Here is a 17,190-nt window from a genome sequence, read left to right as displayed (position 1 = left end):
GCGACAGGTAAATTTGCAATCCCCGGCGCGGAGTGAAAAAAAAACCGACGCGTTATGCGTCGGTCTGGTGGCGTGTCGTCAGGCTTACTCGAAGCGCAGCAGCGGCAGGCTGGTTTTGACCTGCGCCATATAGTCGCTGCGATCTTTACCGGTCAGCCCTTCCATGCGCGGCAGCTTCGCCGTCAGCGGATTGACCGCCTGGTTATTGATCCAGATTTCAAAATGCAGATGCGGCCCGGTGGAGCGGCCGGTATTGCCCGACAGTGCGATGCGGTCGCCGCGCTTCACCTTCTCGCCCGGCTTCACCAGCACTTTCTTCAGGTGCATATAGCGCGTCATATACTGGCGGCCGTGACGAATGGCGACATAGTTGCCCGCCGCGCCGCCGTTTTTCGCCATGACCACTTCGCCGTCGCCAACCGCCAGCACCGGCGTGCCGACCGGCAGCGCAAAGTCGACCCCTTTATGGGGCGCAATGCGGCCCGTTACCGGGTTCAGACGACGCGGATTGAAGTTAGAGGAGACGCGATACTGTTTCACGGTCGGGAAGCGCATAAACCCGCGCGCCAGCCCGGAGCCGTTGCGGTCGTAGAACTTGCCGTCTTCGGCGCGGAAAGCGTAGTAGTCTTTGCCGCCGGAGCGCAGGCGCACGCCAAGCAGCTGGCTCTGCGCGCTTTTGCCATCGAGCATTTCGCGCGACATCAGCACGCTAAACTGGTCGCCGGCGCGCAGCTTGCGGAAATCCATCTGCCACTGTAGCGCTTTAATCACCGCGCTGGCTTCGCTGCTGGTCAGGCCGGCGCGCTGCGCGCTGGCGGCGAAACTGCCGCGCACTTCGCCTTTCAGCACGCTGTTCTGCCACTCGCCTTTTTGCATCTCGGACTTCATGGTAAACGCGCCGTTATTACCGCGCTGATAAGTGCGCGTTTCACGACGGTTTATCTCCCAGGTGAGAGACTGCAGGCTGCCATCTTCGGTCAGGGTCCAGCTCAGCTGCTGGCCAACCTGCAGGTTACGCAGCGCTTTATCGCTGCTTACCAGCGCGTTGATATCGCCCAGCTCAATGCCATACTGATTCAGGGCGCTGCTCAGCGTATCGCCGGAAGAGACGGTGTATTCGTGGGTGCCCGCCACGTCCGGCACATCGCTGTCGATGTCGTCGGCAGGCAGTTCCTCTTCCGGTTCGGAAGTGGTTTGATCGATGGGTTCGCTGGCCTCAGGCAGCAGCGTACGCAGCTGGTTTTTATCGAGTTCGATGCTTTTAACAATCGGCATCGCATCATCGGCGGGATGGTAAACGTAGGGACGCCAGACGGCAACGGCCAGCGTCACAACGGTTAAAGACCCCAGCATAACGCGGTGGGGGCGCGGCAAATTATTAAATGCGAGGGCGACAGAGCGGGCTATCTGCTGCACTTTTACCTATTCCTCATGCTCCATTCAGGCAGCTCGCATACTGGCCTGACAGCTGTGAAAGGAACTTCACGTAGCTGTCCTGACTTAGGCTGATATTCGTCCCCAGCGGATCCAGCGTGCCTTTACGCACGTTAGTTCCACGGGCAACCGCATCGATGACGGCTGGCCTGAACTGTGGCTCAGCAAAGACGCAAACGGCCTTCTGCTCAACCAACTGTGTTCGTATTTGATGTAGACGCTGAGCGCCCGGCTGAATTTCAGGGTTTACGGTAAAATGCCCGCTGGGCGAAAGGCCGTAGTGTTTTTCAAAATAGGTGTAAGCGTCATGAAAAACGAAATACCCTTTGTTGCTGACCGGCGCGAGCTGCGCGCTAATGTGCTTGTCGGTAACCGCCAGTTCGCTTTCGAACTGCTGGAGATTAGCGTCAAGTTTGGCTTTGCTTTCGGGCATAAGTTCCAATAATTTTCCATGGATTGCAACCGCTGCTAGCCTGGATATTTGCGGCGACAACCACAGATGCATATTAAACTCGCCATGGTGGTGATGATGTTCCGCTTCCTCATCCCCACTGTCGCCCTGGTGAGCCGCCTCTTCATCATGGTGATCGTCGTCATCTCCCCCCTTCAGCAACAGCGGCTTTACCGCCTGCATATCGGCGATCTGAAGGTTTTTAGCGGCGGGTAATTCGGCGGCCGGTTTAGTCATAAAGGCTTCCATCTCTGGGCCAATCCACACAACTAAGTCTGCGTTTTTTAAGCGTTTTACGTCAGAAGGACGCAGCGAATAGTCATGCTCCGACGCGCCATCCGGCAGCAGCACATCCACCGGCGTTACGCCGTCGGCAATAGCGGCGGCGATAAAACCAAGCGGCTTCACCGAGGCGACAACATTAGCCTGCGCAGGAAGGGCGGAAAGGGTTGCGAGCGCCAGCGCAGAAAGGGTAAAAACCGTACTCTTTTTAATGTGTAACATAATGCATCATTCCATCGTGACCTGGGGATGGGATGTGATATTATAACATTCGAAATTCTGTGCAACCTGTAAATATCATGACCCCACTCGTCACACTTGAAAACATTTCCGTGCATTTTGCACGACGTCCTGTGCTCTCAGGCATCAGCCTGAAGCTACTGCCTGGACGCATACTTACGCTGCTCGGCCCCAACGGCGCGGGCAAATCTACGCTGGTGCGCGTGGTGCTGGGGCTGCTGGCGCCGACCGCTGGTCAGGTCGAGCGCAATCCGGATCTGCGCATCGGCTACGTGCCGCAAAAACTGCATATCGACCCGACCCTGCCGGTTACCGTCGAGCGTTTTATGCTGCTGACGCGCGGCGCGAAGCGTGCCGATGTGCTGCCGGCGCTGAAGCGCGTGCAGGCGGGCCATCTGCTGAATGCCCCGCTGCAGAAGCTCTCAGGCGGCGAAACGCAGCGCGTGCTGCTGGCGCGCGCCCTGCTCAATCAGCCGCAGCTGCTGGTGCTGGACGAACCGACGCAGGGCGTCGACGTTAACGGCCAGGTCGCGCTCTACGATCTGATCGACCAGCTGCGCCACGAGCTTAACTGCGGCGTGCTGATGGTCTCTCACGATCTGCATCTGGTGATGGCGAAAACCGACGAGGTGCTCTGCCTGAATCACCATATCTGCTGCTCCGGCACGCCGGAAGCGGTATCGCAGCATCCCGAATTTATCGCCATGTTCGGCCCGCGCGGCGCGCAGCAGCTCGCTATCTACCGTCATCACCATAATCACCGTCACGACCTTCAGGGACGTATCGTTTTACGCAGAGGACAGGGTCCATCATGATTGAGTTGTTACTACCGGGCTGGCTGGGCGGCGTGATGCTGGCGCTGGCGGCCGGTCCGCTGGGGTCGTTCGTGGTCTGGCGCAAGATGTCCTATTTTGGCGATACCCTGGCGCACGCTTCGCTGCTGGGGGTTGCGTTTGGCCTGCTGCTGAACGTGAATCCCTACTACGCCGTTATCCTGGTGACCGTCTGCCTGGCGCTGGGGCTGGTGTTTCTTGAACGCCGTCCGCATCTGGCGATCGATACGCTGCTGGGGATTATGGCGCACAGCGCGCTGTCGCTGGGTCTGGTGGTGGTGAGCCTGATGTCTAACGTGCGCGTCGATCTGATGGCCTATCTGTTTGGCGATCTGCTGGCGGTGACGCCGGAGGATTTATGGGTGATGGGCGCGGGCGTGATGGTGGTGCTGGCGGTAATGGCGTCGCAGTGGCGCGCGCTGCTGTCGATGACCATTAGCCCGGAGCTGGCGCAGGTCGACGGGGTGAATATTCAGCGTACCCGCCTGATCCTGATGCTGGTAACGGCGCTGACCATCGGCGTGGCGATGAAGTTCGTTGGCGCGCTGATCATCACATCGCTGCTGATCATTCCCGCCGCCACGGCGCGCCGCTTTTCGCGTTCGCCGGAGCAGATGGCGGGCCTGGCGGTGGTAGTCGGCATCGTTGCCGTCTCGGGCGGCCTCACCTTCTCCGCCTTCTACGATACCCCGGCCGGTCCGTCGGTGGTGCTGTGCGCCGCGCTGCTGTTTATTCTCAGCATGGCGCGCAGACCCGCCGTCTGATGGACCCGGCTTACTCGTCGCGCGCCATGCCGAAGTGACGATAAGCGTGCTGCGTGGCCATACGGCCGCGCGGCGTGCGCTGAATAAAGCCCTGCTGGATCAGGAAGGGCTCAATCACATCCTCGATGGTTTCCCGCTCTTCGCCAATAGCCGCCGCGAGGTTATCCAGCCCTACCGGACCGCCGGTGAACTTGTCGATAATCGCCAGTAGCAGCTTGCGATCCATATAGTCAAAGCCTTCGCTGTCGACGTTAAGCATATCCAGCGCGCTGGCCGCGACGTTGCCGCTCATTTCGCCGTTGGCGCGCACTTCCGCGAAGTCGCGCACGCGGCGCAGCAGGCGGTTAGCGATACGCGGCGTGCCGCGCGCGCGCTGCGCCACTTCCCGCGCGCCCTCTTCGCTCAGCGGCAGGCCCAGACAGGCGGCGCTGCGGCTGACGATATGCTGCAGATCCGGCACGTTGTAGAACTCCAGGCGCTGTACGATGCCGAAGCGGTCACGCAGCGGCGAGGTCAGCGAACCGGCGCGCGTGGTGGCACCGATCAGGGTAAACGGCGGCAGGTCGAGCTTGATCGAACGCGCGGCCGGGCCTTCGCCGATCATAATATCCAGCTGGTAATCTTCCATCGCCGGATAGAGCACCTCTTCCACCACCGGTGACAAACGGTGGATCTCATCGATAAACAGTACGTCGTGCGGCTCAAGGTTGGTGAGCATCGCCGCCAGATCGCCCGCCTTCTCCAGCACCGGCCCGGAGGTAGTGCGCAGATTGACGCCCATTTCATTAGCGACGATATTGGCCAGCGTGGTTTTCCCCAGCCCCGGCGGGCCGAAAATCAGCAGGTGATCCAGCGCATCACCGCGCAACTTCGCCGCCTTGATGAATATTTCCATCTGCTCGCGCACCTGCGGCTGGCCCACGTACTCCGAGAGCAGCTTAGGGCGGATAGCGCGGTCAAGACTCTCTTCTTCGTTATAGCTGGCAGCAGAGACCAGACGGTCGGCTTCGATCATGACTTACCTCAAATGGCGGCGCGCAGAGCTTCTCGGATCAGGGTTTCGCAGTCTGCGTCAGGTTTGCCAACCTTGCTTATCATACGGCTGGCTTCCTGCGGTTTATAACCCAGCGACACCAGCGCCGCAACCGCTTCGGCCTCGGCGTCGTTGCTTTCCGGCTCGGCATGCGGCGCGGTAAGCGTAAAGGCGGATTCGCCGGAGAAGAGGTCGCCATGCAGCCCTTTAAAGCGGTCCTTCATCTCAACCACCAGACGCTCGGCGGTTTTCTTGCCAACGCCCGGCAGCTTGATCAGCGCGGCGATCTCCTCTTTCTCCACCGCCGTCACGAACTGCTGCGCCGACATGCCGGAGAGGATCGCCAGCGCCAGCTTAGGCCCGACGCCGTTGGTTTTAATCAGCTCGCGAAACAGCGCGCGCTCTTGTTTGTTGTTGAAGCCGAACAGCAGCTGCGCGTCTTCACGCACCACAAAGTGGGTAAAAATCACCGCTTCATGGTTCAGTTCAGGCAGCTCATAAAAACAGGTCATCGGCATATGCACTTCATAACCCACGCCGTGCGCTTCGATCAGCACCAGCGGCGGCTGCTTTTCCAGAATGTTGCCCCGTAAACGACCTATCACCTGAACGCTTCCTTAATAAACGAATGTGGCGGGATTTATAACATAAAAAAGGCTGGATGAATATCCAGCCTGATACGTAACGCGGTGCAGTCGCCTAGCCTGAGCGCAGACGCCCGCGCGTCAGCAGCAGTTTGCTGTCGCTGATGCGCGTCGCGTTCTGACTGACGTGGCAGTGCGTAATGGCGATCGCCAGCGCATCGGCGGCGTCCGCCTGCGGGTTGGCGGGCAGCTTAAGCAGCGTGCGCACCATATGCTGCACCTGGCTCTTCTCCGCGCCGCCGGTGCCGGTGACGGTCTGCTTCACCTGGCGGGCGGCATACTCAAAGACCGGCAGGTCAAGGTTGACCGCCGCGACAATTGCCGCGCCGCGCGCCTGCCCCAGCTTAAGCGCTGAATCGGCGTTCTTCGCCATAAAGACCTGCTCAATGGCGAAATAGTCCGGCGAAAACTGGGTGATGATTTCCGTTACGCCCGCATAGATCAGCTTCAGACGCGCCGGCAGCTCGGTGGTATTGGTGCGGATACAGCCGCTGCCCAGATAGCTGAGCTGGCGGCCGGTTTGACGGATCACACCGTAGCCGGTCACGCGCGAGCCGGGGTCGATGCCCAGAATTATCGCCATGCCGACTCTCCGGTGCGCGGGCTAAAGAGAAACGCCATTACAGCGTTTCCGCGACCTCATCGGAGATCTCGCCGTTATGGTAGACTTCCTGCACGTCATCGCAGTCTTCCAGCATGTCGATCAGGCGCAGCAGCTTCGGTGCCGTTTCGGCGTCCAGCTCAGCTTTGGTCGACGGGATCATGGAGACTTCGGCGGAGTCCGCTTTCAGGCCGGTGGCTTCCAGTGCGTCGCGCACCGCGCCCAGCTCTTCCCATGCGGTAAAGACGTCGATGGCGCCGTCATCATAGCTCACCACATCTTCCGCGCCCGCTTCCAGCGCCGCTTCCATCACGCTGTCCTCATCCTGGCCCGGTGCGAAGGAGATCACGCCCTTCTTGCTGAACAGGTAAGAGACAGAGCCGTCGGTGCCGAGGTTGCCGCCCGTTTTGGTGAAGGCGTGACGCACTTCGCCCACGGTACGATTACGGTTGTCGCTCAGGCACTCCACCATCACGGCCGAGCCGCCAGGGCCGTAGCCTTCGTAGATGATGGTTTCCATATTGGAGTCATCTTCACCGCCCACGCCGCGCGCGATAGCGCGGTTCATGGTGTCGCGCGTCATGTTGTTGGACAGGGCTTTGTCCATTGCGGCGCGCAGACGCGGGTTGGAGGCGGGGTCGCCGCCGCCCAGCTTAGCAGCGGTAACCAGTTCACGAATAATTTTGGTGAAGATTTTACCGCGCTTGGCGTCCTGTGCCGCTTTACGGTGTTTGGTGTTCGCCCACTTACTATGACCAGCCATCTTGCATATTCTCCGATCTTTGACATCGCACGGGCTATCTTGCTGGCAATCTCGCCTTCCGGCAGTGCTCGCAATCCTCACGTACAAGAGTACGCTCCGGTTGCTGCGCGCTGGCGGCAGCCGACCTCGCTGCGCCGATAACGCCCGACGCGTTAAGTTTTAAGGCGCAGTTCTGTGGGAGCTGCACCAATTTTCTTCAATCCAGACTGCCACCAGAACGACGGCCGGCAGCTAAATAAATTCTTCAATCGCCTGGCGATTGCTCCAGGACTTGGTCAGGGCTGCGGCGGCGGCGGGATCGAGCCAGCGCGCGGCGAGATGCTCGCTGAGCGTCGGCTGCCGCTCGGCGGGCAGCGCCAGCCGGAACCAGTGTTCGCGGTTGTGCGTTACGCCGGGCGCATAGCGATGGCGATAGTGCGGAAAGATTTCGAATTCGATCTCTTTGCCGCAATCTTCCAGCATCAGCTTTTCGCTCACGACATCGATAGCCAGCTCTTCCAGCACTTCGCGCCGCGCCGCCTGATGCGGGGTTTCCCCCGCTTCCAGACTGCCGGTCACCGACTGCCAGAAATCACTGTCGTCGCGCCGCTGCAGCATTAACACCCGGCCGGTATCCTGCGCGAAAATCACCACCAGAACCGATACCGGATGTTTATACATTACTTATTCTCGGCCTTTTCTTTCTTTGGCGCGATCTGAATGCCCAGATCCGCCAGCGCCGCCGGATTGGCTTCGCTTGGCGCTTCGGTCATCAGACAGGCCGCCGCGGTGGTTTTCGGGAAGGCGATAACGTCGCGGATATTCTCGGTGCCGGTCAGCAGCATGGTGAGACGATCCAGACCGAAGGCCAGGCCCGCGTGCGGCGGCGTGCCATATTTCAGCGCGTCGAGCAGGAAGCCGAACTTCTCGCGCTGCTCGTGCTCTTCAATGCCCAGAATGCTAAACACCGCCTGCTGCATTTTACCGCTGTGGATACGCACGGAGCCGCCACCCACTTCATAGCCGTTGATCACCATATCGTAGGCGTTGGCCACCGCGCTCAGCGGATCGGCCGCCAGCTCTTCCGCCGACATCTCTTTCGGCGCGGTAAACGGATGGTGCATCGCCGCCAGACCGCCTTCGTCATCCTCTTCGAACATCGGGAAGTCGATCACCCACAGCGGCGCCCAGGCGTCTTCGTTGGTGATGTGCAGATCGCGGCCCACTTTCAGGCGCAGCGCGCCCAGCGCGTCTGCCACCACTTTGGCACGGTCGGCGCCAAAGAAGATCAGGTCGCCGTCGGCGGCGCTGGTGCGGCTCAGAATCGCTTCCACAATCTCTTCGTTCAGGAACTTGGCTACCGGGCTCTGTACGCCGCTGAAGCCGTCGGCGCGCGCGTTGACCTTCATCCAGGCCAGGCCTTTCGCGCCATAAATCTCAACAAACTTGCCGTATTCATCAATCTGCTTGCGGCTCAGCTGTGCGCCGCCCGGCACGCGCAGCGCGGCGACGCGCCCTTTGGCGTCGTTAGCCGGACCGGCGAACACCTGGAACTCGACGTTTTTCAGCAGATCGGCGACGTCCACCAGCTCCATCGGGTTGCGCAGATCGGGCTTGTCGGAACCGTAGCGACGCATCGCTTCGGCAAAGGTCATCTGCGGAAACTCGCCGAGATCGACCCCTTTCACTTCCTGCCACAGCTGACGGATCATGCGCTCGTTGATCTCACGCACCTGCGGCGCGGTGAGGAACGAGGTTTCGATATCGATCTGGGTAAATTCCGGCTGGCGGTCGGCGCGCAGATCTTCATCGCGGAAACACTTCACGATCTGGTAGTAGCGATCGAAGCCGGACATCATCAGCAACTGTTTGAACAGCTGCGGCGACTGCGGCAGCGCATAGAACTTACCTTTGTGCACGCGGCTCGGCACCAGATAGTCGCGCGCACCCTCCGGCGTCGCCTTGGTCAGCATCGGCGTTTCGATATCCAGGAAGCCTTCGCTGTCCATAAAGCGGCGCACGAAGCTGGAGATTTTCGCGCGGGTTTTCAGGCGCTGTGCCATTTCAGGACGGCGCAGATCGAGATAGCGGTACTTCAGGCGCGCTTCTTCGCTGTTGACCTGATTGGAGTCGAGCGGCAGCGGCTCGGCGCGGTTGATAATGGTCAGCGCCTGCGCAAACACTTCGACTTCGCCCGTCGCCATCTCGGCGTTTTTGTTCTTCTCGTCGCGCGCACGCACGGTGCCGGTGATCTGGATGCAGAATTCGTTGCGCAGCTCAGACGCCAGCTGGAAAGCCTCCTGACGATCGGGATCGAAGAAGACCTGCACGATGCCTTCACGGTCGCGCATGTCGATAAAAATCAGGCTCCCCAGATCGCGACGGCGGTTGACCCAGCCGCAAAGAGTGACTTGCTGACCTACATGAGACAGATTGAGCTGTCCGCAATATTCTGTACGCATAACGTATCCTTTTAACTTCGCCGCTGCTGCCTGCAGCATCAGGCCGCGTAACCTTATAAGATGCTGCCGCAAAAAAGGCGGCCATTATAATGGAAAAAGGCAGGCAGGATAAGTAGAGCCGCGCCAAACTGCGCATTTCGCCGCCGGATTTTCCCTCTCCGGACAACCCGGCCAGGCTATAGCGTAAAACCATCACTAAAGGAGAGGCCGTGACGCTTCGTATTGGGTTGCCGCAGTGGCAGCATTCGCACTGGAAACGCTGGGGCATTGAGAGTCTGGCTGATTATGCCCGTCTGTTCCACTGCGTGGAGGGCAACACCACGCTTTATGCGCTGCCCGCGCCCGACACCGTACAGCGCTGGCGCGATATGACGCATGACGACTTTCGCTTCTGCTTTAAGTTTCCGCAGACCATCAGCCACCAGGCGCAGCTGCAGCACACCGACGAGCTGCTGAACGATTTTCTGCGGCTGCTCGACCCGCTGGCCGACCGCATCGGACAGTACTGGCTGCAGCTGCCCGCCACCTTTACCCCCGCGCAGCTCGCCGACCTCTGGCGCTTTCTCGACGGGCTGCCGCGCCGCTTCAGCTATGGCGTTGAAGTGCGCCACCCCGCCTTTTTTGCCAAGGGCGAGGCGGAGCGCGCCCTGAACCAGGGGCTGCAGACGCGCGGCGTTAACCGGGTGATTTTAAGTTAACAGCCTTATGATACACTTTCGAACAGTGTAACTTTTAGGTGTGGCAACTATGCCAAAGGCGATTTCTTACATACGGTTTTCAACAAAAAGCCAGACCATCGGCGACTCAACCAAGCGACAAAGTAAGCTGATCCACAAGTGGTTAGAGGACAATCCGCACTATCATCTTGACGAAAACATGCGTTTTCAGGATCTGGGAATCAGCGGTTATTCCGGGGCCAATGCTAAATCTGGCGCTTTCGGCGAGTTTCTGGCTGCTGTCGAGTCTGGCTATATCGAACCCGGTTCCGTGTTGCTGGTGGAATCACTGGACAGGGTTTCCAGACAGGATATTGATAAGGCTGGCGAACAACTCAGGAAGATACTGAGAGCGGGCGTTGAAGTGGTCACACTGGTAGACGGTAGCTGGTACAAGGAAGAATCCCTGAGAGACAGCCTGTCGATGATCAAAGCCATGCTGGTGATGGAGCGAGCACACGAAGAGAGCCTCACCAAGTCGAAGCGTCTGCGTTCTGCATGGGCTAACAAGCGCAAAGAAGCAGAATCAACGGGCAAGATTATGTCAAGACGTTGTGTAGCGTGGTTGAAGGTCTCTGAAGATGGTAAGTCGTTTGAAGAGATACCTGACAACGTGAAAGCTGTGCAGCGTGTCTTCCAGTTGCGTCTGGATGGACTGTCTCATGTGAAGATAGCCAAAACCATGAACGAAGAAGGTTTCGTCACACTCAATCAGTTCAGGTCAAAGGCTGGTGTCTGGTCACAGTCTACGGTTACCGAACTTCTGAGTAATCGTGCGGTGATTGGCTTCAAAGTCCCTTCTAAGTCAATGGTAGTCAAAGGTGTGCAGGAGATCCCCGGCTACTATCCGGCCATTCTGACAGAAGAACAATTTTACGCTGTCCAGCAGTTGAAGACAGGCGCAGGCCGTAGACCATCATCTGACAGGCCATTGCTGACAAACCTGTTCAAAGGCGTTATGCGCTGTGCTAAGTGCGGTTTCATCATGATTGTCAGTGGCGTTACTGCAAAGCGGTCGGGTAACTATCGCTGTTCGATGAAGTATGAGGGCCGCTGTGATGCTATGGGCATATCCCGGTTACAAACTGACAGAGCATTGGTGCAGGGGCTGCTGTACAACGCCCACAGGCTCAATATAAGCAGCGATAACGGAAAAGTAATAGGTAGCCTTCAATCTGAGCTAGAAACGCTACAGAAGCAGCGAGAGAGGCTTGTAAAGCTGGCGATGTTGACAGATGACACTGAAGCCATTGCTGGTGAATTACGTGGGCTGAACAAGCAGATCAAGGAAGCTGAAAAGGCTATTGCTGAAGCCCACCAGCGTGACCAGTCAAGTAAGCTGGATACGATCAACCATCTGGATCTGACTGTGAAAAAGGACAGAATCGAGGCGCAGATTATCATCAAGCGTATGATCCGTAGTATATTAGTCGATACAGCAAAGAAGGTTTGTAAGATCGAGTTCTACAATGGTCTTGTGTTCCATGATTACCCACTGGACAGAATTATTGATGGGGCCAGGGATCTGGAACTGCTGCCTGTCATGGGGTACACAGAAATCAGATTCGGGAAAGGAAATCATCACACACCGAATCACGTATTGATGGCTGATGCCCCACAATGGGTGAAGGATGCAGAAGAATGAAAAGCATACTGATCGGGATTTTGCTGCTGGTGGGTGTGAATGCTGTTACCGCTGCTGCACAATTGCAGGAAAAGCACCGCGATAAGAACAATGATCTGATCTGCGTATACGACAGCCACGGTCACAGTGTGTATGTAAACGTGGGTTTCAATGGTCATTGCAGTTTCAGCGTACTAGATTCAGAACTTAACAATTAAATTGGACTACATAGCATGAAAAACATTTGGGCATGGATCTTAGCTGTTTCACCTCTGATCTTCTTTTTACCTTTTAACTGGACAATGGTCCTAATCGTCTATTGGGCTGTAGTGATTATTGCTGCTTACATGGATAGAAAAGAAGTTGTTAAGCAAGGTTGGATGGCACCTTCAATTTTTGGGGTGTTAATTCCCGCTATCTATCTCAGGAGACGTGCAATACTGACAGATAGCAATATGCTACAGGTGGTCGTGTGGGTGTTGATTATCTTTGCTTCTTACTTTTGGGCAGATCACCAGATGAACCAAGCGCGCTTAGAAACAGCGGCATGTGGCACTGTGACTGAAATAATGGAGAAGAACAACGCCACCGCAAAATGTGTAAAGGTCACTATCACTGAAAAGGTTACAGATAACTTTTCGAAAGCAAGGGCAACTCTTGATAATGGTCGTGAGTTGAATATTGCGATCAAGGAGCAAGATGACGGCAGCAGTTTTTATGTAACCATCCCGCCACAGTTTTGACCTTATCAGTAATCCCCGTTGGCGTTAGTGGCTAACGGGGTCACCAAGTATCAGCCAGCGTACTGGCTCCATTTCTGGATTGCTAAGCGTGCTTCTTTCTCACCAATTCCTGATACAAGCGAGTCAGCAAATTGAAGGTGGGCTTTCATATAGGCGTCAAAATCCTTTTTGGGGACACCATGAGACAGAGCACGAGTCCACCAAGAAAACGCAACAACGAGCTTTCCTAATTCAGGGTCATACCGATCTTGAAGACGTTCTAAGCCGCCATCATTGTGAGCCACAGCAAAACCGAATGCTTTCATAAACTCTCTTACTTTGTGTGGTAAAACACCGTTTGCGAGTTCTACGTGTCTATCGGCGTGAATTTTGCGGTCGCCTGATTCATTCTCGTCATAAGTCAATCCACAGATATTGCATGTAGCCATAATTTATCCTTTTTATTCAAACAATTGAAAGTTTCTTGCACCTCGATTTCGGTCAGTTGATGCTATTTGCGTTTTGCGGTTGAAGCAATAAAAAAAAATCCCCGTCAGCTATCGCAGCCAGCGGGGATCTTGTTATCAACATGCTGTAGAAAGCATTTCTTTCCCTTTGCTCAGAAAGTAAGCCCGTAGCTCATCAGAATCGAAAAGGTGCTGATGTGTCCTGCGTGTCACCTCTTCCAGATTCCACAGTGAATCCACTTTCGCCATCTCCTGAAGCATGTCTTCTACTTCTGCCTTGCTTGAGTATCGGTAAGACACAGTGCTGTTCATAAAAACCTCTTTGGTTGATTAATCCATGAACAACACTACCGGGACATCACAAAGGAGTCAACGATTAAAGTCAAATAAAATCAAAAGCATATATCTTATTTCAGATATTTGGTCAGTCTTATTTTCTTTTCAGTAGTGAAGGGTTCCAGCCAGCATTGTCCCCTGGTGATTGCCAGCCACCAGCAAGACCAGTTGCAGACATCATCTGAAGTTCGTGTTGGCTTGCGATCTGCTGCTGAACGATGGGCGTGATCATCTGACTGTAGGTTTCACCGTTTGGCATAGGAATATCGATCCTGAATGGCAGGATCTGAAGAGGCTCCTGTTTCATAACGATTGGTTGCGCTTGTGGAAGATACTGTGAAGGGTTTAGCAATGATGGATAGGTAACCTGCTGGAACTGTGCTCCTGCAAATTTGGCGTTGTCACCAAAGAAGTTCAGGATCTTGTCCAGTGCAGAATCCTTAATCACATTACCTCCGTGTGTGGTCTCAGTGCCATCCTTACCACCCCAGCCCCATTTGTCATGGGCGAACTTCTGGAACTGTGGGATGAATTTATCGAACAGCAGATCGCCTAACTCCTTGCCCATCACCACGGCAGCCGCAACCCCGAACGTGCGTCCTGCTGCGCCCATCATCTCACCTGTCCCGATACCAGTCATCTTACCGAATTTCGAGATACCAGCCAGAGCCAGCTTACCTGCTACAACAGCGATCAAAACGTCGAACCACTCGTTAAACACACCCGAAAGCTTCTGGAGATTACTCTGTGTATCTTTGTCAAGGTTACTGTAAAAATCTGACCAGTGTTCTGAAGCGAGTGAAGAGTAACCGGAGAGGTTTTGGGCGGCTACGTTGGCATTCTCACCAATGTCAGACAGACGGTCAGCAAAATACCCCACAGCTTTTGCAACAGGTGTAAGGGTACTCCCAAGATTGTCTGCGCTGTCAGTAAGCGTTTTGAAGAAGCGCACCATTGGCTTTGACATGTTGTCGTAAAAGTCACGTTGAGCAAACTGGATTGAACCCGCTAATCGACCTTGTGCAGCTATGATGTTCTCCTGCGCCATAGTCTTCTGTTGCTCAGTGGGCTTCATAACTTTGAGACTGTCTGAGACGAATGCACTGCCTGGAACAGTTTTGTAATATTCCTTTAACTGGCTACTGTTAGTGAATCCGTGAAGTTTTTGAAGCCCACGGATTAGCGCAGGACTCGCGTTTACCACCTGTAGGAAGTCCTGTCCCATGAGGTGGGCGCTGGTGGCGATCTGCTGGAAAGCATAGTTCAAGCGTCCCACTGCCTGCGGATCCATTCCCGTTGTGTGGGCAAACACAGATTCGTTTTCGAACAGTTCAGCAATCTGATCATTCTTAAAATTATCTGGCATGGTCATTCTAAGTTGAGCCATTTGCTCGCGTGTTTGCAAAGGGTCAAGACCATAGGCACGAGAAACAGAGTCAGCCTTCTGGGTCATACGCTGGTTTTCAGCTTCATCACCATAAGCGACAACGCCCATCGTGTGGGCCTGCTGATACTTACCACCGATAGTGATTGTTTCCTGAAGAGATGACAGCGCACGGTTTAGTGCAAAGAATCCACCGATTAAGCCTGTTGCGCCATCTGTTAGACGTGATAACCCTGCACCAGCGTTAGATGCTTCGAGAGCCTGTAGACGGGCTGAGGCACGCTGCTGTGATGCTAAACGTTGCCCCTGTGCAAACTCATAGTTGAGAGCGCGGATACTATTTCTGAATCCACGCATGTCTTGCGATGCAGTGTGTTCCATGCGGAGACGTTCTAGGCGTGAACGGTATTCTGCTGCGCGATTTGAATCACGGAGCTGCATCTGACCGTAAAAGCCCGATGTTAGCTGCCGCTGGTGGATGTCTTCGATCACCTGACGAGGGTTAGCTCTTGAACGTGGCTGACCAGGACGAGGGAGCGGCGGTAAAGGCGGATTGATTGAACTGCGTACACGGTAGGCATCACGAATTGCTCGCCCTACTTCACGTGCAGCATTCTGACCTTCACGCTGATAGCGGGTAAAAAGGCCAGTGTCAGCGCCTCTGATATGGAAAGAATCAGTCAGAGCTTTGTTGATGTTACGTCCAGCAAGAGCAGCACGCTTTTCCAGTGCTTTGAAAGCGGGTTCAGCTAACTTTGCCCGGTTTTTAGAAAAAACTTGGTCAAGGTTTGCCTCGATACGCTTGGCTACGGGCAGAATCTGCTTTTCGAGGCGTGTTAGCCCCTTCAGAACAGTCTCCTGTAGGGACATCTCGATCACAAAACTATCCACTGTGATTTGATTCGACATTATTTGTGGGCCTTATATATATAAAGAAAAAGCCCACGTGCGATACGTGAGCTTTACAGAGGGATCTTAATTGTCTGTGTTATTTCTTCGCACGTTTAACCGCGTCAGAGATTAACTGTTCAAACGTTGGGATTGCTGCGAGTTGGTCACGAGCGCGCCGTTTGGCTTCTGTAAGCTTTAAAGCGGATTTCTTGCGGCGACTGATAAGACGTTCCAACTGTGAGTCATAAAGCTGCTGAGAATGCTGTTTAGCCTCGTCAGAGTCCATAAGGTGCATCAGAGTCGGGACATCAACAGGAATGTAAACCAGCTTTGACGGGCCATCACCTACTGGCACAACCTGACCAGCAATCATCTGGATCTTCTTGCCCATCGAACGCTTTTCAACAAGCTTATACCCTTCGATATGAAGAGAACCGCTGGACAGCATCTGGTTGAATTGTGTTTCTCCGTTACAGAGGACAGTTTTCACCGCTGGATGCTTCAGTTCATACGCGTAATCTCTTTGCAGACCTTGGCGAAAGTTGTGTTGGTCATCTTCAAAATCGGTCACGACACTACATGCATCTTCATGCTCTTTTGCGAGTTGCTGGATAATTGGAGTCCAGTATTTCTCGATATGAATACGTTGCTCTGTTGGAACCATTTCAGAGAAAGCGATCTGCTTTTCCGTTTCCTCTAGGACAGTATCCGCTTTGGCTTTGAGTAATTCTTCATCAGCAATACGTTGAAGGCGATCAACTTGTGCTTCATCGACCTCAGCAGGTTTTGGGGCATTTTGCTTAATGAGGGTCGTTCCATTTGTCTGACGTACTTCAACGTTGTATTCGTTGACGGGGCCAATGTGCTGTTGAATAACAGCGTCTTCAATTCTTGGAGTAAGCATTATTGTGGTCTCGTGGTTGCAGGAGTATGTAAGTAAGGAGTTGCACGCATCCGATCAATAAACTGATCCATCTGGTCACGTGTCTGTGCATATAGCTCTCGGGCAAGTTCTTCGGCCTCTTCTGGGGAGTAACGCATGAGCAAAAACGCATCGGAAAAGGCGTTAACCAGAAGGTGAGGCTGTGTGTAGATGCAGCGGAATACCTGACCGGCTGTTCCGTTGTCTAGGTCGATAAGGAAACCTTTCGAGAGATCGTTACTATCGCGCCATTTGATAATGTGGTCTGTCATTTACCCACCTCTTTACTAATTTCTTCAGCGCGCTGTTCGAGCTGGTGTAGCTCAGCGAATAACTCTGGATGGTCATGCATCACCTTTGCAGTGATGATGTTTTCCAGCAGCTTTACCACTTCAGGCCCGAATCTTTCAGGGTTAGTTCTGAGCATTTGTGCAGCCAGTTGCTGGTAGTGCCCGATGTTCTTGCGTGTAGTCGTTAGTTTTCGATTGACCGTTACCAACTCTGTTTCAAGTTCTGAGAGGCGGTCTGTGTGCTGGGTATGCTGGTCAATGGTCACGCTGGTGGATTCTTGCTGCTGTGATTCCATAAGCTTTAGGAGTTCGTTTACTTCAAGCATTGCGTTTTTCTCCAGTAGGAATCAGC

At 54.9% G+C, this 17,190-nt stretch carries 18 protein-coding genes and 1 pseudogene; 6 read left to right on the top strand and 13 right to left on the bottom strand.

Annotated features, from left to right (window positions below):
• Window positions 1-84 precede the first annotated feature (84 nt).
• A complete protein-coding gene (gene mepM / locus MHZ97_RS13980; RefSeq protein WP_239314932.1) occupies window positions 85-1,416 on the bottom strand; it encodes a murein DD-endopeptidase MepM in 1,332 nt (443 codons plus the stop codon).
• Window positions 1,417-1,429: 13 nt separating this feature from the next.
• Complete coding sequence (gene znuA / locus MHZ97_RS13975; protein WP_239314931.1) at window positions 1,430-2,389, bottom strand: zinc ABC transporter substrate-binding protein ZnuA; 960 nt, start codon at window positions 2,387-2,389, stop codon at window positions 1,430-1,432.
• Window positions 2,390-2,466: 77 nt separating this feature from the next.
• On the opposite strand from znuA, the gene znuC reads away from it, so the two are divergent.
• Together znuC and znuB are read left to right on the top strand one after the other, a co-directional pair.
• Entirely contained in the window at window positions 2,467-3,222 is a 756-nt protein-coding gene (znuC, locus tag MHZ97_RS13970; RefSeq protein WP_239314930.1) for a zinc ABC transporter ATP-binding protein ZnuC, read from the top strand.
• Window positions 3,219-4,004, top strand: coding sequence for a zinc ABC transporter permease subunit ZnuB (gene znuB, locus MHZ97_RS13965; RefSeq protein ID WP_239314929.1), 786 nt, complete (start codon window positions 3,219-3,221; stop codon window positions 4,002-4,004). Before znuC ends, znuB begins: the two co-directional genes overlap by 4 nt.
• Before the next feature lie 10 nt (window positions 4,005-4,014).
• Here the strand turns inward: znuB and ruvB are convergent, their stop codons facing one another.
• The 6 genes from ruvB to aspS all read right to left on the bottom strand — a co-directional run bounded on the left by ruvB (window position 4,015) and on the right by aspS (window position 9,486).
• Complete coding sequence (gene ruvB, locus MHZ97_RS13960) at window positions 4,015-5,019, bottom strand: Holliday junction branch migration DNA helicase RuvB (protein WP_103796075.1); 1,005 nt, start codon at window positions 5,017-5,019, stop codon at window positions 4,015-4,017.
• An 8-nt stretch (window positions 5,020-5,027) separates the two neighbouring features.
• On the bottom strand, window positions 5,028-5,642 hold the full coding sequence (gene ruvA / locus MHZ97_RS13955) for a Holliday junction branch migration protein RuvA (RefSeq protein WP_033746510.1): 615 nt from the start codon (window positions 5,640-5,642) through the stop codon (window positions 5,028-5,030).
• A gap of 94 nt (window positions 5,643-5,736) precedes the next feature.
• On the bottom strand, window positions 5,737-6,264 hold the full coding sequence (gene ruvC / locus MHZ97_RS13950) for a crossover junction endodeoxyribonuclease RuvC (RefSeq protein ID WP_103796076.1): 528 nt from the start codon (window positions 6,262-6,264) through the stop codon (window positions 5,737-5,739).
• A 37-nt stretch (window positions 6,265-6,301) separates the two neighbouring features.
• Window positions 6,302-7,045, bottom strand: coding sequence for a YebC/PmpR family DNA-binding transcriptional regulator (locus tag MHZ97_RS13945; protein ID WP_103796077.1), 744 nt, complete (start codon window positions 7,043-7,045; stop codon window positions 6,302-6,304).
• A 231-nt stretch (window positions 7,046-7,276) separates the two neighbouring features.
• Window positions 7,277-7,705, bottom strand: a complete 429-nt coding sequence (gene nudB, locus MHZ97_RS13940) for a dihydroneopterin triphosphate diphosphatase (protein WP_103796078.1) — start codon at window positions 7,703-7,705, stop codon at window positions 7,277-7,279.
• The gene (gene aspS / locus MHZ97_RS13935) at window positions 7,705-9,486 is read right to left on the bottom strand and encodes an aspartate--tRNA ligase (protein WP_239314928.1); all 1,782 of its coding nucleotides are present in this window, start codon (window positions 9,484-9,486) and stop codon (window positions 7,705-7,707) included. Before aspS ends, nudB begins: the two co-directional genes overlap by 1 nt.
• Before the next feature lie 209 nt (window positions 9,487-9,695).
• Between aspS and MHZ97_RS13930 the strand changes: the two are divergent.
• The 4 genes and pseudogenes from MHZ97_RS13930 to MHZ97_RS13915 form a co-directional block, all read left to right on the top strand.
• Window positions 9,696-10,178, top strand: a pseudogene (locus MHZ97_RS13930) (DUF72 domain-containing protein); the annotation flags it as partial.
• Between the two features lie 55 nt (window positions 10,179-10,233).
• The gene (locus MHZ97_RS13925) at window positions 10,234-11,847 is read left to right on the top strand and encodes a recombinase family protein (RefSeq protein ID WP_239314927.1); all 1,614 of its coding nucleotides are present in this window, start codon (window positions 10,234-10,236) and stop codon (window positions 11,845-11,847) included.
• On the top strand, window positions 11,844-12,044 hold the full coding sequence (locus MHZ97_RS13920; protein WP_239314926.1) for a hypothetical protein: 201 nt from the start codon (window positions 11,844-11,846) through the stop codon (window positions 12,042-12,044). Before MHZ97_RS13925 ends, MHZ97_RS13920 begins: the two co-directional genes overlap by 4 nt.
• A 15-nt stretch (window positions 12,045-12,059) precedes the next feature.
• Complete coding sequence (locus MHZ97_RS13915) at window positions 12,060-12,569, top strand: hypothetical protein (RefSeq protein WP_239314925.1); 510 nt, start codon at window positions 12,060-12,062, stop codon at window positions 12,567-12,569.
• 50 nt (window positions 12,570-12,619) lie between these two features.
• Here the strand turns inward: MHZ97_RS13915 and MHZ97_RS13910 are convergent, their stop codons facing one another.
• From MHZ97_RS13910 to MHZ97_RS13890, 5 genes are all read right to left on the bottom strand, one after another.
• Window positions 12,620-12,997 carry a hypothetical protein gene (locus MHZ97_RS13910; RefSeq protein ID WP_239314924.1) on the bottom strand — a complete coding sequence of 126 codons (378 nt, stop codon included), beginning with the start codon at window positions 12,995-12,997 and terminating at the stop codon, window positions 12,620-12,622.
• A gap of 448 nt (window positions 12,998-13,445) precedes the next feature.
• Window positions 13,446-15,644, bottom strand: coding sequence for a hypothetical protein (locus MHZ97_RS13905; RefSeq protein ID WP_239314923.1), 2,199 nt, complete (start codon window positions 15,642-15,644; stop codon window positions 13,446-13,448).
• 79 nt (window positions 15,645-15,723) lie between these two features.
• A complete protein-coding gene (locus tag MHZ97_RS13900) occupies window positions 15,724-16,530 on the bottom strand; it encodes a hypothetical protein (protein WP_239314922.1) in 807 nt (268 codons plus the stop codon).
• On the bottom strand, window positions 16,530-16,820 hold the full coding sequence (locus MHZ97_RS13895; RefSeq protein WP_239314921.1) for a hypothetical protein: 291 nt from the start codon (window positions 16,818-16,820) through the stop codon (window positions 16,530-16,532). Before MHZ97_RS13895 ends, MHZ97_RS13900 begins: the two co-directional genes overlap by 1 nt.
• Window positions 16,817-17,164 (bottom strand): hypothetical protein, encoded by a 348-nt coding sequence (locus MHZ97_RS13890; protein ID WP_239314920.1) that lies wholly within the window; start codon window positions 17,162-17,164, stop codon window positions 16,817-16,819. Before MHZ97_RS13890 ends, MHZ97_RS13895 begins: the two co-directional genes overlap by 4 nt.
• Window positions 17,165-17,190 lie beyond the last annotated feature (26 nt).

The organism is Pantoea sp. ACRSC (genome assembly GCF_022346785.1).
Lineage (GTDB): Bacteria > Pseudomonadota > Gammaproteobacteria > Enterobacterales > Enterobacteriaceae > Pantoea > Pantoea alvi.
This window is presented reverse-complemented; position numbering and strand designations above follow the sequence as displayed.